General features: G+C 66.2%; 18 protein-coding genes. 6 read left to right on the top strand and 12 right to left on the bottom strand.

Annotation, left to right across the window (positions count from 1 at the left end):
* Positions 1 to 130: 130 nt before the first annotated feature.
* From G5S35_RS34505 to G5S35_RS34480, 6 genes are all read right to left on the bottom strand, one after another.
* Positions 131 to 898, bottom strand: coding sequence for an ABC transporter ATP-binding protein (locus tag G5S35_RS34505; protein ID WP_183040096.1), 768 nt, complete (start codon positions 896 to 898; stop codon positions 131 to 133).
* Positions 895 to 1818 (bottom strand): ABC transporter permease, encoded by a 924-nt coding sequence (locus G5S35_RS34500; RefSeq protein ID WP_183040095.1) that lies wholly within the window; start codon positions 1816 to 1818, stop codon positions 895 to 897. The genes G5S35_RS34505 and G5S35_RS34500 overlap by 4 nt, the downstream gene beginning before the upstream one ends.
* Before the next feature lie 15 nt (positions 1819 to 1833).
* Positions 1834 to 2925, bottom strand: coding sequence for an aliphatic sulfonate ABC transporter substrate-binding protein (locus G5S35_RS34495; protein WP_183040094.1), 1092 nt, complete (start codon positions 2923 to 2925; stop codon positions 1834 to 1836).
* A 189-nt stretch (positions 2926 to 3114) separates the two neighbouring features.
* Complete coding sequence (locus G5S35_RS34490; RefSeq protein WP_065063936.1) at positions 3115 to 4176, bottom strand: substrate-binding domain-containing protein; 1062 nt, start codon at positions 4174 to 4176, stop codon at positions 3115 to 3117.
* Between the two features lie 63 nt (positions 4177 to 4239).
* Positions 4240 to 5328, bottom strand: coding sequence for an ABC transporter permease (locus G5S35_RS34485; RefSeq protein ID WP_065063934.1), 1089 nt, complete (start codon positions 5326 to 5328; stop codon positions 4240 to 4242).
* Between the two features lie 13 nt (positions 5329 to 5341).
* On the bottom strand, positions 5342 to 6901 hold the full coding sequence (locus G5S35_RS34480) for a sugar ABC transporter ATP-binding protein (protein WP_183040093.1): 1560 nt from the start codon (positions 6899 to 6901) through the stop codon (positions 5342 to 5344).
* Between the two features lie 317 nt (positions 6902 to 7218).
* Between G5S35_RS34480 and G5S35_RS34475 the strand changes: the two genes are divergently transcribed.
* The 3 genes from G5S35_RS34475 (at position 7219) to G5S35_RS34465 (ending at position 11464) form a co-directional block, all read left to right on the top strand.
* Positions 7219 to 8460 carry an acyl-CoA dehydrogenase family protein gene (locus tag G5S35_RS34475; RefSeq protein ID WP_183040674.1) on the top strand — a complete coding sequence of 414 codons (1242 nt, stop codon included), beginning with the start codon at positions 7219 to 7221 and terminating at the stop codon, positions 8458 to 8460.
* 5 nt (positions 8461 to 8465) lie between these two features.
* Entirely contained in the window at positions 8466 to 9899 is a 1434-nt protein-coding gene (locus tag G5S35_RS34470; RefSeq protein WP_183040092.1) for an LLM class flavin-dependent oxidoreductase, read from the top strand.
* A gap of 89 nt (positions 9900 to 9988) precedes the next feature.
* Positions 9989 to 11464, top strand: a complete 1476-nt coding sequence (locus tag G5S35_RS34465) for an APC family permease (protein ID WP_183040091.1) — start codon at positions 9989 to 9991, stop codon at positions 11462 to 11464.
* A 618-nt stretch (positions 11465 to 12082) separates the two neighbouring features.
* Here G5S35_RS34465 and G5S35_RS34460 read toward each other — a convergent pair.
* From G5S35_RS34460 to G5S35_RS34440, 5 genes are all read right to left on the bottom strand, one after another.
* Positions 12083 to 12700 (bottom strand): type VI secretion system amidase effector protein Tae4, encoded by a 618-nt coding sequence (locus tag G5S35_RS34460; RefSeq protein WP_183040090.1) that lies wholly within the window; start codon positions 12698 to 12700, stop codon positions 12083 to 12085.
* 39 nt (positions 12701 to 12739) lie between these two features.
* Positions 12740 to 13033 carry a hypothetical protein gene (locus G5S35_RS34455; RefSeq protein WP_183040089.1) on the bottom strand — a complete coding sequence of 98 codons (294 nt, stop codon included), beginning with the start codon at positions 13031 to 13033 and terminating at the stop codon, positions 12740 to 12742.
* A 272-nt stretch (positions 13034 to 13305) separates the two neighbouring features.
* Positions 13306 to 13992, bottom strand: coding sequence for a PAAR domain-containing protein (locus G5S35_RS34450; RefSeq protein WP_221224679.1), 687 nt, complete (start codon positions 13990 to 13992; stop codon positions 13306 to 13308).
* A 446-nt stretch (positions 13993 to 14438) separates the two neighbouring features.
* Positions 14439 to 14852, bottom strand: coding sequence for a hypothetical protein (locus G5S35_RS34445; protein ID WP_183040088.1), 414 nt, complete (start codon positions 14850 to 14852; stop codon positions 14439 to 14441).
* A 301-nt stretch (positions 14853 to 15153) separates the two neighbouring features.
* On the bottom strand, positions 15154 to 16371 hold the full coding sequence (locus G5S35_RS34440; protein ID WP_074983218.1) for an SfnB family sulfur acquisition oxidoreductase: 1218 nt from the start codon (positions 16369 to 16371) through the stop codon (positions 15154 to 15156).
* A gap of 371 nt (positions 16372 to 16742) precedes the next feature.
* Here G5S35_RS34440 and ilvD point away from each other — a divergent pair, with 371 nt between their 5' ends.
* From ilvD to G5S35_RS34425, 3 genes are all read left to right on the top strand, one after another.
* Positions 16743 to 18602: a dihydroxy-acid dehydratase gene (ilvD, locus tag G5S35_RS34435; RefSeq protein WP_065063926.1), complete on the top strand. Its 1860-nt coding sequence runs from the start codon at positions 16743 to 16745 to the stop codon at positions 18600 to 18602.
* Between the two features lie 312 nt (positions 18603 to 18914).
* Positions 18915 to 19472 (top strand): carboxymuconolactone decarboxylase family protein, encoded by a 558-nt coding sequence (locus G5S35_RS34430; protein ID WP_074983219.1) that lies wholly within the window; start codon positions 18915 to 18917, stop codon positions 19470 to 19472.
* 37 nt (positions 19473 to 19509) lie between these two features.
* Positions 19510 to 20394, top strand: a complete 885-nt coding sequence (locus G5S35_RS34425) for a helix-turn-helix domain-containing protein (RefSeq protein WP_183040087.1) — start codon at positions 19510 to 19512, stop codon at positions 20392 to 20394.
* A 15-nt stretch (positions 20395 to 20409) separates the two neighbouring features.
* Here the strand turns inward: G5S35_RS34425 and G5S35_RS34420 are convergent, their stop codons facing one another.
* Entirely contained in the window at positions 20410 to 21312 is a 903-nt protein-coding gene (locus G5S35_RS34420; RefSeq protein WP_080180250.1) for a hypothetical protein, read from the bottom strand.
* Between the last annotated feature and the right edge of the window lie 191 nt (positions 21313 to 21503).

Genomic DNA, 21503 nt, shown 5'->3' with positions numbered 1-21503 from the left:
CCGGCGCGGCCCGCGCAACGAGAAACGTCGCGCTCGCCCGCACCCAGGCAGCCCATCCTAGCGCGTGCGCCTTACGAAAGGCTGTAAGCGCGTCACGGCGGTTGCTATGTCGATGTCGATCCGGATCGCCTCAAGCGGCGAGCGGCGCCTTCATCGATGCCTCCAGACGTTCGAGCAGACGCGCGCGCAACGCGCGGTCCGCGCCCTGCTCGCGGCGCTGCGCGCGCGGTTGCGTCACGGCGTAGACGTGACTCGTCGCGCGCGTGGCCGCGCCCTTCGCCGGTTCCAGCAGCACGACGCGGTCGGCGAGATACAGCGCCTCGTCGAGATCGTGCGTGACCACGAGCGCCGCCATGTCGTGCGCCTGCACGAGCGTCAGCAACAGGTCTTGCAAACGCATGCGCGTCATCGCGTCGACGGCGCTGAACGGTTCGTCGAGCAGCAGCAGACGCGGCTGCGTGTAGAGGCCGCGCGCGATCGCCACACGCTGCGCCATGCCGCCCGAGAGATGCTTGGGCCAGCGCGCGCCGTCGTCGGCGTGCAGGCCCACTTCTTCGAGCAGCGCCGCCGCGCGGGCCGCCGCCGCGCCGCGAGCCCGATCCGGAAAGCAGACATTGTCCGCCACGCGCAGCCACGGCAGCAGGCGCGGCTCCTGGAAGATCACGCCCGCGAGCGGCGACGGTGCGCGCAACGCCTCGCCATTGAGCGAGACCGCGCCCGTGTAATCGCGATCGAGCCCCGCCGCGATGCGCAGCAGCGTGCTCTTGCCGCAACCGCTCGGGCCGAGCAGCGCGACCACTTCGCCGGGCGCGAGCGTGAGTCGCAGCGCGTCGAGAATCGGCCGCGCGCCATAACGTTTACTGCGGATGTCGAGATCGAGCAAAGCCGGGGCGTTCATGCGCGCGCTCCTTCGTGGACGGTGTCGCGCCACGCGAGCACGCGGGTTTCAAGCAGACGCATCGCGCTGTCCGTGAGCTTGCCGAACAGGCCGAGCAGCAGAATCGCGCCGAACACGATGTCGGGACGGCCGGTTTCGCGGCCGTCGCTGAGCAGATAGCCGAGGCCGCGCGTGGCTGCGATCAGTTCGGCGGCGACCACGAACATCCACGCCACCGCGAGCCCCGTGCGCAGGCCCGTGAAGATCTGCGGCAACGCGGCGGGCAGCAGGATGCGCGTGAACAGCCGCCACGGCGGCAGCCGGTAGACCGCGCCGAGTTCGACGAGTTTGCGGTCGACGTTGCGGATGCCGGACACCACGCTCAGATGCACGGGAAAGAATGCGCCGATCGCGACGAGCGTGATCTTCGGCGCTTCGTCGATGCCCATCCACAGCAGCAGCACGGGCACCCACGCGAGCGATGGAATCGCGCGCAGCGCCTGAAAACTCGGGTCGAGCAGCGCGTCGAGCCGACGGCTCAGGCCCATCGCCGCGCCCACCGCGATGGCGAGCGCCGCGCCGCAGCCGAAACCGACCGCCACGCGCGCCGTGCTCGCGGCGATGTGCAGCGCGAGCCGCGAGCCGCCCAGTTGCCAGAGCGCCTGAGCGATTTCGCTGGGCGCGGGCACGAGGTTGTCGGGCAGCACGCCGCCGCGCACAAGCGCCTCGATCAGCGCGAGAAACGCGAACGGCAGCAGCACGCCCGCGATGCGCCAGCGACGCGGCGCAGCGGCCGTTTCGCTTGCCTGCGCAGACGGTGCTTGCGCAGACGCGTCGTCAAGCAAGCCGTCCTGCCGCTCGCGCGTCGCGGGCAAGCTGGATACAGCAGACGCAGCGGCAGGCCGCGAAAGCGCGGGCGCGCTCAACTCGTCGATGGACATCGCGGCGATCCCCTTCTATTGCGCCGACTGACGCTGCGCCGACGCCAGCGCCGACTCCGACGCATGCGTATCGATCAGCGACTCGATCACCTGATTCAGGTTCGTGCCCGGTTTCACGAGGTTTTCCTGCGTGAGAATCGGCGCGGCGGCTTCGAGCGCCTCGATCTGCTTCGCGCCCGGCTGCGGCTGGCTGAAATCGTTGCGGCTCAGTTGCAGCTTTGCGACCGCGAGCGACACCTTGGAATCGTCCGCGATGATCTGCGCCGCTTCGTCCGGATGCTCGCCGATCCACACGCGCGCCCGTTCATACACCTTGAGTACGCGCGCCACGGTCTCCGGATACTGCTTGAGGAAATCGTCGCGCACGTTCAAAAACCCCCACGTATTGAAGTCGACGTTGCGATACAGCAGGCGCGCGCCGTTGTCGATCTGCGCGGCGGCCATGTGCGGATCGAGCCCCGCCCACGCGTCGACCTGACCGTTCACGAGCGCTGTGCGGCCATCGGGATGCTGGAGATTGACGATCTCCACGTCGTCGCGCGTGAGGCCCGCCGTGTGCAGCGCACGCAGCGTGAAGAGATAGGGATCGGTGCCTTTGGTCGCGGCGATCTTCTTGCCCTTCAAATCGGCGAGCGTCTTGATCGGCGAGTCCTTGCGCACGACCAGCGCGGTCCATTCGGGGCGCGAGAAGATATAGACGGTCCTGATCGGATTGCCGTTGGCCTTCGCGAGCACGGCTGCGAGACCGGCGGTCGAGCCGATATCGACCGCCCCGCTATTCAGGTATTCAAGCGCGCGATTGCTGCCGAGGCTCAGCACCCAGCGCACCTGTGTGTGATCGGGCGCGAGCGCCTGTTCGAGCCAGCCGTTGCGCTTGATGACGAGACTTTCGGGCGAGTAATACGCGTAATCGAGCTTGAGTTCGGCGGGCGCGGCGCTCGCGGCCTGTGCGGGCGTGGCCGTGGCGGCGAACAGCGCCAGCGGCGCGAACGCCGTGACGGCGCGCAGCGTCGTCGTCAAACGGCGCCAGAGCGGTTTGTGCCCGCTTTGGGATTCGCGCGTGGTCGGCTTCGAATCGGTGAAGATGGTGGTCGTGTGGTCTCGCATCGGCTTTCCCCTGTTTGTCTGGCTGCATGGGGAGGCACGTGGTGTGCCTCCAGAATTCGCCAAGCATAAGAAGCGCGGACGCCAGAACGAACTAACAATCGCTCAGATCGTAAGCAGCGAAAGGAATATCCGCGCGGCCGGGAAGACCGCGGGAAGAGTCGTCGAAAAAATCGCGGAAAACCCGCGCGCTCAGTCCACCGGAATCCACGCCGCCGTGGCCGCGTCGCTCACGCGGAACGCCGGGAATTTGACGCCCAGTTCGGCAATCGTGTGGATGTCGTTTTTCACGAGGTCGTCGCGCGTGACGAGCGTCGGCTTCACGACGATGTGATGCGCGAGCGGCTGCCCCGCCACGTCGAGCGCCGCCGCGCGCACCGACACCGCGCCCACCACGGCGGGATTGGTCGCCGCCGTCGCCACCCAGGCGCTGCCCGGCGCGCGGATCGCCTCGATGTCGGCGGTCGAAATATCGGCGCTGTAGATGCGCAGCTTGCTCGCGACGTTCGCTTCGTCGGCGGCGAGGCTCGCGCCGCGCGCGAACTCGTCGTACGGCGCGATCACCACGCGAATGTCCGGATGCGCACGATAAGCCGCCGCCGCCTGATTCGCCACCGACTGCGCGATCGGATTGTCGACCGTGCCCCAGCGCGCCTGCTCGTGCACGCCCGGATGCGCCTGCTTGAACGCCTGCCACACGGCATCGCGGCGATCGAGCGGCGCGAATCCCGCCACGTAGACATAGCCCGCCGAGAACGCATTGCCGTTGTCCTTCACGGCCTGACCGAGCAGCAGCGTCGCGAGATCGTGATCGCTCTGCTCGATCTGCGGAATCTTCGGATTGGCGAGATCGACGTCGAACGCCACGACCTTGATGCCCTTGTCGAGCGCCTGCTGCACCACGTCCTTGAGCGACTCCGGCAAGCCATGATTGACGATGATCGCCGACACGCCCAGATTGATCGCCTGCTGGATCTGGTCGCGCTGCTGCGCCGCGTCCTGACGCCCTTCGTAAATGCGCAGATCGATGCCGAGCGCCTTCGCCTGCTTCTGCGCGCCCGCCTCGTAAGCCTGGAAGAAGTCGCCTTCCGAGAGATAGTTGACGAGCGCGATCTTCACGCCGCCTTTGTCGAACGGCGGCGGCGCGCCCTTGAGCGTGGCGGCGTCGGCGGATGCGGCGCCGAACAGCGCGGCGGCGCTCAACGCGATGGCGCCGATGGCGAAGCGCGCGGTACGGGACATCGACTTGTTCATATTGCTCCTCTTGTTTTTCAGGGTTTTTCTATGTGTCGGAAGACGCCTGGCAGACCCCGAATTTCAGGCGCGCGCGTCGTTTTTTCGGCCGATGCTGAAGGTGAACGCCAGCGCCACCACCAGCAACGCGCCCTTGATGCAGTCCTGCAGGTAGTACGGTGCGTTCAACATCGTCAGGCCGTTGAGCAGCACGCCCACGAACACCGCGCCGATCACCGTCCCCGGCACGTTGGGCCGCTTCGCGCCCCACACCGCATAGCCGACGAGCGAGGCCGCCACGGCGTCGAGCAACAGCGAATGCCCCGCGCTGACGTCGCCGCGTCCCACGCGTGCGGCGATCAGCAAGCCGCCCAGCGAAGCCAGCACGCCCGAAGCCACATACGCCGCCACGCGGTAGCGCGCGGCAGGCGCACCCGCGAGCCGCGCCGCCGTTTCGTTGCCGCCGATCGCGTAGATCACGCGGCCCCAGCGCGTGGCCGCCATCACGACCGAGACCAGCACGGTGAGCGCCGCGAGCACCAGCACGGGCGCGGGCACCACGTCGAAGAAGAAGCGCGCGCGGCCGAGCGCGAGAAAGGCGTCGGGGAACGTGCCGCTCGCTTCGGTGCCGTCGGGCAGGATCGTGCCGGTGGCGAGCGAGCGTCCGCCCGTCGGAATCAGTTGCAGGCCCGCCAGCAGGAACAGCGTGCCGAGCGTCGCGAGTTGATCGGGCACGTGCAGCCGCGTGATGAGCGCGCCGTTGAACAGCCCCGCCGCCACGCCCAGCGCGAGGCACGCGGCGGCGGCTTCCCACGCGTTGCCGTGCCACACGACCAGCACATAGCTCGCAGCCATTTGTGCGGATGCCGCCACGCTGCCCACGGAAAGATCGAAGCCGCCCGCGGCCAGCGTGATCGTTACGCCAATGCCGAGCAGCGCGACGATCGACACCGCCTGCAGGATGCTGAAGAGATTCGCCACGTTCAGGAACGCGGGTTCGCGCGCGGTGAACAGCACGACCATCGCGGCGAGCACGAGCAGCAGGCCGCTGCGTTCGAGCAGCACGAGCAGGCGGCGCGATAGCGGCGCGCTTGACGACGAGGCGCCCGAATGAGCAGGCGCGGCGAGCGAAGTGGAGGGATCGGTGACGAGCGGAGTGGCGGCGCTTTTCATGGTCGCTTGAATGTTATGACGATTCGATGGCTTCGGCGGTGTGCAGGGCTTCGTGTGCGCCCCGGTCGAGCGCGCCCCGATCGAAGTACACGATGCGGTCGGCGACCTCGTGCGCTTCTTCGAGATCGCTCACGAATACGAGCGTCGCACGGCCTGGCGCTTCGCGGCGCAGCGTGGCCGCGATATCGGCGCGCGCGCCCGCATCCACGCCCTGAAACGGCTCGTCGAGCAGCAGCACGCGTGCGGGTTCGGCGTGCCAGCGCGCGAGCAGCACCTTTTGCTGATTGCCGCCGGAAAGACGCGGCAGACGGTCGTCCGGGCCCGAACAGCGAATCCCGAACGCGTCGATCGCCGCGCGTGCGGCGGCCCGTTCTCGCTCGCGCGAGACGAACACGCCCCGGCTCCAGCGCGGCAAAAACGGAAAGCCGAGCGTGCCCGCAATCGAGGCGAACGGCACGGCGTCGGGAAACAAGGATGTGCGCCAGCGGTCTTCGCCAGCGAGAAACACGCCCGCGCGGATTGCGTCGCCGGGCGTGCGCGGACGCCACGTCGCGCCGTCGAGCCGCATCTCGCCCGCGAAGGCCCGCGACGCGCCGAAGATCGTCTGCGCGAGCCGCGACTTGCCCGCGCCCACCGGCCCGACGACAGCGACGATTTCACCATCGCGCACGTCGAGGTCGAAGGCGGCGGTGCGATCGGTGAGGCGCAGTTGATTCAACTGAAGAATTGGCTTGGCGTGATTTGTTTCGACATCCGAATCAATTCGGGCGGGCGGAAGCGGGCGGCCGATCATCGTTTCCAGCGCCGCGTCGAAGTCGATGGGCGCGGGCTGTTGCGCCACGACGCGGCCATCGCGCAACACCGCCACGCGCGTCGCGAGTCGGCGCAAGTCCGCCAGCCGATGCGAGACCAGCAGCACGGCCACGCCTTCGTCGCGCAGTGTATCGACGAGCGCGTGCAGTCGCGCGGCCTCGGCGGCGGAGAGACTCGCCGTGGGCTCGTCGAGGATCAGCAGACGCGGCCGTGTCGCGAGCGCGCGCGCCAGCACCACGCGTTGCTGCGCGGCGAGCGCGAGCGTGCCGAGCGGCGCGTCGAGATCGGCATCGAGACCCACGCGCGCGGCCAGTTCGCGAGCGCGCGCACGACGCGCGCCACGCGGCGCCCACCAGTTTCGTCCGCCACTCTTAACATCACTTCGAGCACCACTTTGAACGCCGCCCGACACGCCGCCGCACAGTTCATCGAGCAGCAGATTGTCGGCAATCGACGACGTGGGCACCACGGCATCCGCGATCGATTGATGCACGGTCGCCACGCCGAGCTTGCGCGCGGCGAGCGGCGAAGCCGGCGCGTAAGGCCGGCCGTCGAGTTGCATCGCGCCCGCATCGGCGCCCTGCACGCCGCTCACGATCTTCACGAAGGTCGATTTGCCCGCGCCGTTCGCGCCCATCAGCGCGACCACTTCGCCCGCGCCGATCGAAAAGTCCAGATGCGAAAGCGCGACGGTCGCGCCGAAGCGCTTGTCGATGGCGCGAGCGGAAAAAATCGGCGCGGAAATTCGGGGAGCGGACATACGGTCGTATCGGTCTCGCGGGCAAGGGATGGCGTCATCGTAGCGAGACGCGCAGGCCGGCCCAACGAAGCGATGCTCATATTGATCCGCCCAGCGCCGATAAGGCGGACGCACGCCGCCACCTCTGTTTTTACGTGCTTTTCTCCGTTATGACGCGATGCAATCAGCACAAATGCGCGCAGCCGATATCGATTCGAGAATCCGTTATTGGAGCGCCGCGACACGCATTTCTATACTGGCCCTTCACGCCATTCGAGGCCGCGGCCCGATGGAGAAACACGGAGGAACACACAATGACGACACCGCGATCCGCTCCCATTCAGCACCCTCACGACGCCACGCTCTCCACCGGCACCGACTATGAAACGCTCGCCGCGCGCTTTCGCCCGATCTTCGCCGAGATCGCGCGCGGCGCGGCCGAACGCGACCGCGAACGCATCCTGCCGCACGAGGCCATCGCCGCGCTAAAGGACGCCGGTTTCGGCGCGGTGCGCCTGCCCGTGCGCGACGGCGGCGCGGGCGCGTCGATTCCGCAGCTGTTCCAGTTGCTGATCGAACTCGCCGCCGCCGATTCGAATCTGCCGCAAGCCTTGCGCGCGCATTTCGCCTTCGTCGAGGACTGGCTCAACGTGCCGCCCGATGCCGATCAGCGCACGTGGTTCGACCGCTTCGCCAGCGGGCAGATCGTGGGCAGCGCGTGGTCTGAAGTCGGCGAAGTAGCCGTCGGCCAGGTGCAGACCAAAGTTTCGCAACGCGACGGCCGCTTCGTCGTGAACGGCGCGAAGTACTACAGCACGGGCACGATCTACGCCGACTGGATCGACGTCTACGCGCAGCGCGAAGCCGACGGCAGCGACGTGATCGCCGCCGTCAGCACGCATCAACCCGGCGTGGTGCGCGAGGACGACTGGGACGGCTTCGGCCAGACCACCACCGGCAGCGGCACCACGCGCTTCAACGACGCCGTGGTCGAGCCGCGCAACGTGATCGACTTCGCGCGCCGCTTCAAGTATCAGACCGCGTTCTACCAGCTCTTTCACGTAGCGACGCTCGCGGGCATCGCCGAAGCCGTGCAGCGCGATGCCGCCGAACTCGTGCGCACGCGCAAGCGCGTCTACAGCCACGGCAACGCGCCGCACGTGAGCGAGGACGCGCAGATCCAGCAGGTGGTCGGCGAGATCGCTGCGTGGGCCTATGGCGCGCGCGCCGTCGCGCTGCAAGCCGCCGAGCCCGCGCAACGCGCCTACGAGGCGCGCTTCGGCGACGACGACGCCGCCGAGCACGCCGCCAATGTCGAAGCCGAAATCGCCTCCGCGCAAAGCCAGCTCACGGCGTCGGAGTTCGCGCTGCGCGCGGCCACGCATCTGTTCGACGCGCTCGGCGCGTCGGCCACCAGCACGCGCCTCGCGCTCGACCGGCACTGGCGCAATGCGCGCACGGTGTCGTCGCACAATCCGCTCGTCTACAAGGCGCGCATCGTCGGCGACTGGGCCATCAACGGCACCGAGCCGCCCTTCGTCTGGCAGATCGGCAACGGTCCGGGCCGTGGGAGCAAGTGAACGTCATGAGTAAAACCATCCGCCTGAACGCCTTCGAAATGAACTGCGTGGGCCACCAGTCGCCGGGACTGTGGACGCATCCGCGCGACCGCTCGTGGCAATACAAGGACCTCGAATACTGGACCGATCTCGCGAAGATTCTCGAGCGCGGCATTTTCGATGCGATCTTTATCGCCGATGTGATCGGCTATTACGACGTCTACAAGGGCGGCAATTATCACGCGCTGCATCAGGCCGCGCAGATTCCCGTCAACGATCCGCTGCAACTCGCCGCGCCCATTGCGATGGTGACGGAGCATCTGGGCATCGGCATTACGGCGTCGACGAGTTTCGAGCATCCGTACACATTCGCGCGCCGCCTGTCCACCGCCGATCATCACACCAAGGGGCGGCTCGCCTGGAACGTGGTGACGTCGTACCTCGAAAGCGGCGCGAAGAACGTGGGCCAGCTCGGCCTGCGCGATCACAACGACCGTTATGCGGTCGCAGCCGAATATCTCGAAGTGCTCTACAAGCTGTTTGAAGGCAGCTGGGAAGACGGCGCCGTGGTGCGCGACCGCGAGAACCGCGTGTTCACGCATCCGGAGCGCGTGCACGAAATCGGGCACAAGGGAAAATACTTCGAAGTCCCAGGTTATCACCTGTGCGAGCCGTCGCCGCAGCGCACGCCGGTGCTGTTTCAGGCGGGCGCGTCGGGTCCCGGCAAGCGCTTCGCCGCCGAACACGCGGAATGTGTGTTCGTGGCCGCGCCCACGCAGACGCTGCTGCGCGACTACGTGGCCGACGTGCGCCGCCAGGCCGCGCTCGCGGGCCGCGATCCGCGCCAGGTGCTGATCTACAACCTCGTGACCGTGATCGTCGACGAAACCGACGCCAAGGCGCAGGCGAAGTTCGAGGCGTATCAGCGGCATGTGTCGTACGACGGCTCGCTCGTGTTCATGTCGGGCTGGACCGGCATCGACTTCGGCCAGTATCTGCCGACCGACACCGTCAAGCGCGTGGAAACCAACGCGATCGTGTCCGCCGTCGAGCATCTCGCGGGCGGCGACAAGGCGTGGACCATCGAGGAACTCGCACGCTGGGGCGGCGTGGGCGGACTCGGCCCCGTGTTCGTGGGCTCGCCAGCCACGGTCGCCGACATTCTCCAGCAATGGGTCGAGGCCACCGACGTCGACGGCTTCAATCTCGCCTACGCCGTCGCGCACGAAACCTTCGAGGACGTGGTCGAACATCTCGTGCCGGAATTGCAGCGGCGCGGCGTGTATCCGCGCGCCTATGCGCCCGGCACGCTGCGCGAGAAATTGTTCGGCGCGCAGGCGCGTCTGCCGGACGATCATCCCGCCGCGCAGTATCGCGACATCGAGCGCGTGAAGCGCGAAGCCGCCGAACAGTCTGCCAACTCCGCCGACGCCAGCGTGCAGAACGCAGTCACGGCCTGACCTGTCCGCATCCACGAAACCAGGCGCGCCCGCGCCATTCCCGCCGGGCGCGCCTCATTCCGATTCACCCCACACACCGGATCTCACCCATGACTGAACTCGCGGCCACGTCGGCGCGCGACGGCACCTTGCGCCGCGGATATCTTTCGCTATCCGAATTAATTGCGCAATCGATTGGACTCGTCGGCGCGGCGGGCGGCGCGGGCCTCCTGATCCCGGCGGTGTTCGCCACCGCGGGCAACGGCACCTGGCTCGCCTATCTGTTCGCGACCGTGGGCCTGCTGTTCGCCTCCTGGAGCATCACGCAGTTCGCCAAGCGCACGGCCTCGCCCGGCGCGCTCTACACCTATGCCGCGCGCGGTCTCGGCCCGATCTGGGGCGCGGTCGCGGGCTGGTCGCTGCTGATCGCCTATGGCGTGGGCGCGGCGGGCATTCTGCAAGGCACCGTCAACGAGATCGTGGTGCTGTTCAAGGATATCGGCGTGGCCTCGGGCGCGGGGCTCGCGGTCACGGTTGGGATCACCGTGTTCGTGACGCTGGGCGCGTGGTTCATCACGTGGCGCGACATCCGGCTCTCGACGCGCACCACGCTGTGGATCGAGTTGAGCACCGTGGCGCTGATCCTGTTCGTGATCGTCGCGGCGCTGTTCGCGCAGCATCGCTGGGTCGATACGCATCAGCTCGCGCTGACCGCCGTGAAGCCCGATCAGTTGCGGCTCGGCATGGTGCTCGCCTTTTTCAGCTTCACGGGCTTCGAGAGCGTGACGGCGCTCGGCGCGGAAGCGCGCGAGCCGTTCCGCCTGATTCCGCGCGCCGTGATCGTCAGCATTCTCGGCCCGGCGGCGCTGTTTCTCGCCGCTTCGTACGGGCTCGTCGCGCTGTTCCAGGGCGCGGCCACGCCGCTCGACCAGGCAAGCGCGCCGCTTTCGGCAGTCGCACACGGCATTCATCTGGGCGCACTCGGCGTGCTGATCGACGCGGGCGTGGCGCTGAGTTTCTTCGCCGCGTTCTTCTCGTCGATCAACGCCGCCGCGCGGCTGCTCTACACCTTCGCGCGCCAGGGCCTGCTGCACGCCGCGACGGGCCGCGCGCACGCGGGCAACGCCACGCCGCACGTCGCGGTCACGCTGCTCGTGGTGCTGTCGCTGATCGTGGCGGTGACGTTCCAGTTCGCGGGCACGTCGCTGTTCGATGCCTACGGCTATCTGAGCACGGTCGCCACGTTCGGCTTTCTACTGACCTATGTGATCGTGGCGGTCGCCGCGCCCTGCTTCCTGCGCCGTCGCGGCGAACTCAAGGCGCGCCATGTGGCGATCAGCGCGGCGGCCATCGTGCTGATCGGCATTCCGTTCGTCGGCAGCATCTATCCGGCCGCGCCGGGCGTGTATGCGGTGCTGCCCTATGTGTTCGGCGCGCTGCTCGCGGCGGGACTCGGGTGGTTTCTGGCCTTGCGGGTGCTCGCGCCGCATCGGCTGCGCGACATCGAAACGGAATTCGCCGATGCGGATGCGCCGCGCGAAGCAGCCGCAACGCTCGCCGATGCACGCGGCGTGTCGGCGGCTTGAAAGCGGTTGATGGGATATTGAGGCGCTGGGCGATGATTTTTTCGGCGCTCCGCGCCAATAGCATCAGGCGCACATAGCTGCATGGCTTCGAGACAGGACGGCATCCGCTGCCGTGCTGTCTCGATGTGCGCCGCACCGCGCTTGAATGGGTTAGCGAACACGCGAGCGAAGCGCCTCAATGAAAAAGCCCCGCCGAAGCGGGGCGTATGCTAGCTCGATCAATGCGATACAACTGCGTAGATGGTTTGATAAATGCCGCGACAATCGGATGATTCACAACGCGGCGTCATGGCCCGGTGGCATATGAGAAGAGAAAAAACAAGGAAATAAGGGTAACGAGTACAGCAAGTGTTGCGGCCGTTCTAAGTAGCGATGAATTGCGAGCACCAACATGCAATCCAACGATCCCACACACGATCGAAGGGCCAAACACATACGCAATAAACCCAGCGATAGCCCACCATGGAGCGGCGCAACGGTCAATTTCATGGCATCCTTTATCGAGAGGAAGCTTTTCGAATATATTCAACCTGAACGTCATTCGACTACCTACAAAACATGACGCCCACGTTGACAAGAGGCCGAAGATGAAAAATAACATGCCGAATCCAGTGCGCCTCACTTAATCTCCCAAAAAAGAATTTGCTTCGAGTTTCGCAGATCCGAGTACCCTCTAGTTGTGCCCGGGATATGCGCGCTCTGGATTCCAATGCCGCGCCCGAAAACGCTTAGCAATCCCTCGGTACCGGAAATCGTCAATCGCGATCCATTCCATAAATCAATATGGCCGCCGCTCGCATCGGCTGCGCCTTCATTGCCGCGCGTCCAGTACCGCGAGAACTGAATAATACCTGTTCGGCCCTTAACCTTACTTTCCCAATCCGAACCTGTAATATCCTCCGGCTTCGGCAACCCAGCGAACGGCCGTAGCTTGAGCCATTGCCCCATCTCATCGGCACGCGTCGCGGTCGGTTTCCCGTCCAGCAGAATTCTCCCAATGGTATCGCTGTGCATTGGACGAATCAGCTTTTGCGAAAACGACTTCATCCCGATTCCGACACGATGCAGTGTTACGCTCATTCGAATCGCGCATTGATTCTCGTATTCGGGGTTATCGTAGGGATTTCCGCTTGGATAATTCGCCCAGAGTTCGGCAAAGGTGACAGCCTTTATCGGCACTTCCTTTATCGAGCCTGGCGTGCTGTTCGTCTGTACAACGGTTTTCTTGTTCGGCATTGCTCCATCCTTCGTGGCTTGGCGCTTCCTGTTTCTCGCTTACCCGGAATATTCGGCTTGCATTGCTAGCGCCTCATCGCCCCAAAAAACGTTATAGGCTCCGGTTTCGTCGGTGAACACGCGCGGTAATAGCCCGCTCGCATCGACATAGCCGCTACGTACCGCGCCCGATGGCGTTTCGATGAAATACGGATAGCCAATCAGCGCAGACGGTTCGCCTACGGCGCGCACTTGTTCGTCGTAAGCCTTGCTCGAAGCGCCGCCAATTGCTACTGCCGCGAGCGAAAGCGCGTCGAGCGTCGTTGAATGTCCCCCGGTAAAAATCATCGCCATGTTTCGCTCCGCGCGAAACACGGGCGGCGGAGAACAACCGCAAATATTGACATCGCCACTTAGCGCCCATCTCTGGCCGTTCGAGCCGGTTCCTTCGTGACGCGGCCCGCGTGGTGCGATGTAACCTTCTTGTTTGCAGGCGTTGCACCACGTTTTCATGTAGAGCGTGGATATGTTCACTTCTGGGGGCGGGTTCGAGCAGGTAACGTCTGGCAATCCCTCGCGCACGACGGCGCCCCCGGCCCTGTCGCCTACACCAAGAAACGGCCGTCTCATGCCGTTTCCCCTCGTTTCAATTGTTCTTCGGTGACAATCCCCCATGTGCCTAGCCATGCCGATCCGTTGCGTTCCGGGCTATCCGTAATGATGTCGCCGTTATCCAGCACGCTCCCCACATAGGCAAATTGCCCAAGCGCGCGATTCTCGGTGAGCGCAAGCCCCGTTACGATTCGCGCCGTGGTTCCGTCCGCGTAATGGACCACATCGCCAATCACGCCGACATTGGTACGCCGACCATCGACGTTCCATTCCCGGCCTGGATCACGCAACACGCCACCGCGCCGCGTAGTTGAACCAGCAAGGGCGAAGAGCAAGCCCGGTTCATGCGGCGCGGGCACAAACGCCGGATCGAATAGACCTCTGTGGGTCTTGCCTTCCTCAACGAAGAAACCCGACTTTCCGTCATCCCAGGGAGTCGAGGTGATCTTGTCGCCATTGCTCAGGCTGCTACCCACAACTGCGTAAGGCTTTGCGCAGTCAATGCCGAGCACCCCGGCCCCGTCGATAACGACTGCCTGACTACCATCGCCATAAGTCACGATATCGCCAACTCGCGCGGCGCGAAGATTGCGGATAACAAGGCCCGATGTTGCGTCCGTGACATATCCGCCGCGCTCGGTACGAGCGCCGATAGTAGCGATTGCGTGATACTTACCTTTACGTTTCTGCTGATCCGACATTTCCATCTCTCCACGAATTAGACGAAGACAACTGGCCCGGTGATGCGGCCGGCGAACTATTCGGGAGGGAAATCCCTCCCGAACGAGATAGCGTCGGGCGGGTTGTTTCGGCGAGAAATCAGAAACGTCTGAATTCACAGGCAGGCCATTCGTGGGGCATTCCGAACGAAACGCCGCCTGACCTTCGACAAATCGCGCATCGACTGCGCGTGAATTCGATTCGATGAATTCGGGGACTAAAACCCGATCGGCAGAAAAAATACAAAGCACCGTCTTGAACGGGCGAAATCACGTATCCGCGACGCACTTACGCCATGCCGACAAAAGCGGCGATCAATCTTCGATCAGAGTTTTGCTTGAGGACGTGGCGTCTGCGGCCACGTTGACGGGAAAGGATGGGACGCATCAGGCCAGGCAACGCGTTCAGCGTGAAGCCAGCCTAAAACTCAAGCCGCCGACGCACCCGTGCAGCGTCCGCAAGAACGCGCCTGACCGAGACGCAGGCGTCCGGCGCTGACCGTGACTTCGTTGCCGCATTCGCAGCGGCACACCCAGACGCCGTCGCCCGCGTAGCGCTCGGTCGTCAACTGGCCGAACACCTCGCCGCCCTTCAGCGACGGCGAACCCGGGCGCGAGCGCCAGATCTGGCGCTGCTCGCGGCAGCCGCAATCGCGCGTCTCGCCGCTTTCCACCGCATCGAGCCGCGCGCTCACGTGGCCGCCGCAGCGGCAACGCCAGAGCCACACGTCCGCGCCGCGATAGCGCAGCGCGACGAGCTGGCCGAAGCTTCGGCCAGAGACATCGCGGCTCGGCGGAAACGGCCACGCAGGCGGGAGGGGGTCAGGAATACGCGAATTCACGACGAATAAATGGGCGCCGGCGGCCGGGTTTCAACGGCAATCGCGCGGGCCGGATCTCGGCCGCAGCCGCTGAAAACGGGGCGTCAGGCAATATTGGGGCGCCCCCATTCTACCGCCACGGCGGAAAATCGCCCTGGGCCGCCCGTCCCGGGAAAACCCGGCAATCCGGCGGCAGCGGCGGAGCGGCGCCAATGCCCAAAAAAGCAAACGGCACACGCGACGGTCATGCCGTCCGCGTGTGCCGTTGTCGCGGGCCTGACGTCCGCCTGACTACAGCGCGCTCATCCTTCCCACGCGCCGCTCAATTCCACGCATGCCGCGCGGGCTTTTTCCCGTTCAGATAGTAATTGCCGACGAGGTGATACTTCCAGCGCACCGGATCGTGCAGCGTGTGCGTGCGCGCGTTGCGCCAGTGGCGGTCGAGGTTGTGCGCGGCCAGCGTCGACTGCGTGCCCGACAGCTCGAACAGCTTTTCGCCCGCCAGCAGCGCGGCTTCGGTGGTCAGCACCTTCGCCTCGCCCACGGCGACCGAGGCGCGCGCGACGTCGTCCTCGCTGATCGCGTCCTGCGCGGCGATCGCGTCGAACAGCCTCGCGGCGCGCTCCAGCAGCGCTTCGGCCGCATGCAGCTGAATATGCAGATGGCCGATTTCACGCAGCGTCAGCGGATCCTCGCTGGCGCGTTCGACGCCGCTGTCGACCCACGGACGCGCGCGCTCGCGCACGAAGGTCAGCGTGTCGTCGACGGCGGCGCGCGCGATGCCCGCGTCGATCGCCGCCTGGAGGATCTGCGAAACCGGGCCGTTCAGCGTCGGCAAATCGGACACGCGGTGCGCCGGGAACACGTGCGAGGCGCTCACGCGGACGTTGTCCAGCGTGATCGTGCCGCTCGCCGTGGTGCGCTGGCCGAAGCCGGACCAGTCGTCGGTGATCGCGAGGCCCGGCGTGCCCTGCGGGATCCACGCGAGCCAGCCGCGCCCGTCCGCATCGAGGCCGAGCACCGGCACGTAATGCGCGAACAGCGCGCCCGTCGAATAGAACTTCGTGCCGTTGACCACGTAGTCGTCGCCGTCGCGCAGCACGCGCGTCTTCAGGTCGAGCACATGTTTCGTCCCTTTTTCGGAGAAACCGTTGCCGAAGCGCTTGCCCGCCAGCACCTCGCCGAAGAAAAAGCGCTTTTGCTCCTCGGTGCCCGTGAGCGCGATCACATCGACGAGACCGAAATGGTTCTGCGGCAACTGTCCGAGCGACGAATCGGCGGCCGAAATCAGCTTGAAGACCTCGGTCAGCGTGACGAACGAAACACCCGCGCCGCCGTAGGCCTTCGGCACCGTGATGCCCCACAGGCCCGACTGCGAATACCACTCGATTTCCTCGCGCGGCAACCGTCGTTCGCGGTCGCGCTGCGCGGCGCCTTCGGCGAGGCGCGCGGCCAGTTCGCGCGCGGCGTCGAGCGCTTCGTTGTCGTCGGCGATAACGCGCGCGGTCGTGCGCGCGGCCTGGTCTCCGGTCTCTGCCATGGAGGGCTCCGCGTGATGAGATCGATCGTTGAAGGAAGGCATACGCAAGGCATGCGCAGCCAATCTAGCAGCGCGCCCGGCGCGGCCCAACCGAGAGATTGGCACATCGATATTCCGCGCGGGACTAATCCGCTTTCCGGCACGAGCGGCCAGCGGGCGGCAAATCAGGAACAAATCCGCCGGAAAGCAGGCGGCGGCCCCGCAAAACGCCCCGGCGGGCGGCCCGGGCGGCCCTGCTGCGGGTGTGGGATAATCGCTGAGTTTGCCCAAAGCGCAGCTCAAAAGGTTGTCCGCACGGGCGCGCGAAGGGCCTTTATTCCCGTGGCCCGCTGTTTTCCTGCGACCTTTTCGACCTTTTCATAGCACCCACGATGCCCGCATACCGTTCCAAAACCTCCACCGCCGGCCGCAACATGGCGGGGGCGCGCTCCCTGTGGCGCGCCACCGGCATGAAAGACGAAGACTTCCAGAAGCCGATCATCGCGGTGGTCAACTCGTTCACCCAGTTCGTGCCCGGCCACGTGCACCTGAAGGATCTGGGCCAGCTCGTCGCGCGCGAGATCGAGGCCGCCGGCGGCGTCGCCAAGGAATTCAACACCATCGCGGTCGACGACGGCATCGCGATGGGCCACGACGGCATGCTCTACTCGCTGCCGAGCCGCGACATCATCGCCGACTCGGTCGAGTACATGGTCAACGCGCACTGCGCCGACGCCATGGTCTGCATCTCGAACTGCGACAAGATCACCCCGGGCATGCTGATGGCCGCCATGCGCCTGAACATCCCCGTGATCTTCGTGTCGGGCGGCCCGATGGAAGCGGGCAAGACGCGCCTCGCGAACCCGGTCACGAAGGCCATCGAAGTCAAGAAGCTGGACCTGATCGACGCGATGGTGATCGCCGCCGACACCAAGTACAGCGACGCCGAAGTGGCTGAAGTCGAGCGCTCGGCGTGCCCGACCTGCGGTTCGTGCTCGGGCATGTTCACGGCCAACTCGATGAACTGCCTGACCGAAGCGCTGGGCCTCTCGCTGCCGGGCAACGGCACGGTGGTGGCCACGCACGCGGACCGCGAACAGCTCTTCAAGCGCGCAGGTCACCGCATCGTCGAACTGGCGCGCCAGTACTACGAAGAGGAAGACGAACGCGTGCTGCCGCGCTCGGTGGGCTTCAAGGCCTTCGAGAACGCCATGACGCTCGACATCGCCATGGGCGGCTCGACCAACACGATCCTGCACCTGCTGGCGATCGCGCAGGAAGCGGGCATCGAGTTCACGATGCGCGACATCGACCGCCTCTCGCGCATCGTGCCGCAGCTCTGCAAGGTTGCGCCGAACACGAACAAGTACCACATCGAAGACGTGCATCGCGCGGGCGGCATCATGGCGATCCTCGGCGAACTCGACCGCGCCGGCAAGCTGCACACCGACGTGCCGACCGTGCATGCGCCTTCGCTCAAGCACGCGCTCGACCAGTGGGACATCGTGCGCACCGACGACGCAGCCGTGAAGACGTTCTACATGGCGGGTCCGGCGGGCGTGCCCTCGCAGGTCGCGTTCAGCCAGAACACGCGCTGGCCGAGCCTCGACACCGACCGCGCCGAAGGCTGCATCCGCTCGTACGAGCACGCGTTCTCGAAGGAAGGCGGCCTCGCCGTGCTGACCGGCAACATCGCGCTCGACGGCTGCGTGGTGAAGACGGCGGGCGTGGACGACAGCATCCTCGTGTTCGAAGGCACGGCGCACGTGACCGAATCGCAGGACGAAGCGGTCGCGAACATCCTCGCCGACAAGGTCAAGGCCGGCGACGTGGTGATCGTGCGCTACGAAGGCCCGAAGGGCGGCCCCGGCATGCAGGAAATGCTCTACCCGACCAGCTACATCAAGTCGAAGGGTCTGGGCAAGGCCTGCGCGCTGCTGACCGACGGCCGCTTCTCGGGCGGCACCTCGGGCCTCTCGATCGGCCACTGCTCGCCGGAAGCGGCAGCGGGCGGCGCGATCGGCCTCGTGCGCGACGGCGACAAGATCCGCATCGACATTCCGAACCGCACGATCGACGTGCTGGTGTCCGACGAGGAACTCGCGCGCCGCCGCGAAGAGCAGAACGCGAAGGGCTGGAAGCCGGTGCTGCCGCGTCCGCGCAAGGTGTCGGCCGCGCTCAAGGCCTACGCCAAGCTCGTGATGTCCGCCGACAAGGGTGCCGTGCGCGACCTTTCGCAGCTCGAAGACTAAGCTGGCCGATCCTTCGTGGATCGTTCGCTGATGAAAAAGCCGCTCTTCGGAGCGGCTTTTTTTTCGCGCGTCGGTTTGCATCTGCGCTTGCGCTCGGCGCGCCAGGCGTGAGTGCAACACGGATGCGCGAACCGGTGTTGCCTGGCCCTTTCTCACTGCGCCAAGACTCGGCGACACCGCTCAAAACGCGGCTTCACGACGCGAGCGATTACATCGCATGTCATTGGCCCGCCGCACACGCGCCATTACGCTTGGGCTGTCGCGTCATCCACGGTGGATGGCGCTGCCACACCTCGACAGCCAGGAGCCATCATGTCTCGTTATCCCGTCCTCACGCTCGACACCGCCCCCGAGTCCTCGCGCCCCGCGCTCACGCAACTTCAGCAGGCATTCGGTCGGATTCCTGACATCGCCGCCACGATGGCCGCTTCGCCCGTGCTGATCAACGCCTTCATCGGCCTGTTTCAGCGCGTGCATGCGAGCAGTTTGAGCGAGTTGCAAATCCAGACGCTGCTGCTGACCAACGCGGTCACGAACGCCTGCGAATGGGCTGTCGCGTTTCATTCGGCGCTCGCGCTGGAAGCCGGCGTCACGCGCGCCGACGTCGATGCCATGCGCGACGGCGCGCTGCCCGCCGACCACAACCTGGCCGCGCTTTCGCAACTCGCGCGCACGCTCATCGAGCGTCGCGGCCGCATCGACGACGCCGATCAGCAGCGTTTTTTCGATGCGGGATTCCGCGCGGAACAGGTGCTCGAAGTCATCGCCGTCGTGGCCGCGTCGACGATCACGAACTACACCGGCAGCGTCACGCAGCCGCCGCTCGAAGCGCCATTCGAGGCCTTCATTTGGCGGACGAATACGCGCTGAACCGGCTATATTCGTTCGTCTCACTCTGGGGAAAACGATGAACGCCACCCGTCCCGATGCGTCCGGCTCGCCGCGCGACACCGGTACGCCGCTCGGCGCACTGCTGCGCTACTGGCGCGACGCACGGGGCGTGAGCCAGCTCGATCTCTCGCTCGACGCGGGCATCTCGCAGCGGCAGATCAGCTTCATCGAAAGCGGGCGCAGCGTGCCGGGCCGCGACACGCTGCTCACGCTCGCGCAAACGCTCGACGTGCCGCTGCGCGAACGCAATGCCCTGCTGCTCGCGGCGGGCTACGCGCCCCTCTATCCGGAAGCGCCGTGGAACGCCGAGGCCATGCAGGGCGTGACGCGCGCGCTCGAACGCGTGCTGCACCAGCACGAACCGTTTCCCGCCATCGTCATGGACCGTCACTGGAACGTGCTGATGACGAACGACGCCGCGCCGCGCCTGTTCGGTTGTTTCATCGACATGGCCGCGCGCACGGGGCCGCGCAACATGCTGCATCTGATGTTCGATCCGCACGGCCTGCGCCCGCATGTGGACGACTGGGAACGCGTCGCGCGCAGCCCGCTGCAACGCGTGCATCGCGAAGCCGTGGGACACGTGATCGACGGCGGCACGCAGCGGCTGCTCGACGAACTGCTCGCGTATCCGGACGTGCCGCGCGACTGGAACAGCCCGCCCGCGCGCCTCGCCGCGCCGGATCTGCCGATGGTGCCGATCGGGCTGAAACACGCGGGCGAGGTGCTGCGCTACTTCTCGCTGGTGAGCACGCTCGGCACGCCGCAGCATGTGGCCGCGCAGGAGTTGCGCATCGAGTGTCTGTTTCCCGTGGACGAAGCGACGGAAGCGCGCCACGCGCGGCTCTTCGCCCAACACGCGGCGCGTTCCGGTCAATCGAGCGACGCGCAAGCGCACTGAAGCGCTACCTCGCGCTTACTGATCGTCGTCCGGTCCCGGCGAACCCGCATCGATATGACCCGCCGTGCCCGCGCCTTGCGCCGCGATGGCGCGCGCGAGCAGGCGTTTCGCTTCCTGGCTCGACGCGTCGATCGTCACCGCATGGCCCGCGTTCTGCCACGCGCACGACCATTTGCCCTCGCGCGCGCAGAGCCGGCCGTAACCGAGCAAGGCGTCGCGCTCCTGCTCGCGCGCCAGCAGATCGGCTTTCATCTGCTGCGCGTCGGCGTTGCCCGGCTGCTCGGCGAGCGCGCTCATGATCGCGCGGCGCGCAGGCCACAAACGGTTCTTGTCGAGACTCGTGCGCGCCGTCGCGAGATTGCGCGCGACGTCGCCACGCGTCGCCGTGCCGCCGTTCTGCGCCGCCGCTTTTCCGGCCGCTGCGTGCGCGTCCACGGCGGCATTCTGGATCGCGCCGGGCGCAACGGCGGCGAGCGCGGGCGCGGCGCGCGGCGAGACCGGATCGCGATGCGCAGGCGCCGTCGGCGGCGCGGCATGGATCGCGCCCACGGTCTTCGAAGACGGCGTCGCATCGTTCTGCTGCGACGACACTGTGCCTTCCACCGTCTGCCCGATTATCGGACCCGAGCCGGCACCGGACCCGCTGTCGCGATGCGAAATCACATAGCCGGTCAGCGCCGTCGCCACGAGCGCGACCGCACCGAACGCATACAGCGGCAGACGCGAGCGGCGCGCGCCGTGCGCTGCGTGGCCGCCGTGCGAGCCGTGCCCTCCGTGCGCGCGATAGCCGTCGTAATCGGCGTAATAGCGTTCGCGGCCGAAACCCGCCGGCACCGCGCTGCGTTCAGCCGGAAAACGCTGCGCGGCCACGCGCGGCCGCTCGGGCTCCGCGCCCGAACCGCGCATCGCGCCGGACAATTGATTCGTGCCGCAATGGGGACAAAATATTAATGGCGCATTCAGCCGGTTTCCGCAGTGGGGACACTGTCTCGGACCGGGGGCGCCTCGACCTGGTTCGTTGAACATGGACGTGCTAGGGCTTCGAAAGCTTTCAGGGCCGCCGCGGCCCGAAGGCCAGGTGCGGCGGATGGCGAGTGGCGAAGGCACGC

The sequence above is a fragment of the Paraburkholderia tropica genome, from assembly GCF_014171495.1.
Classification (GTDB): Bacteria; Pseudomonadota; Gammaproteobacteria; order Burkholderiales; family Burkholderiaceae; genus Paraburkholderia; species Paraburkholderia tropica.
Note: the sequence above shows the minus strand (reverse complement) of the source record. Positions and strands in the feature narration are given on the sequence as shown.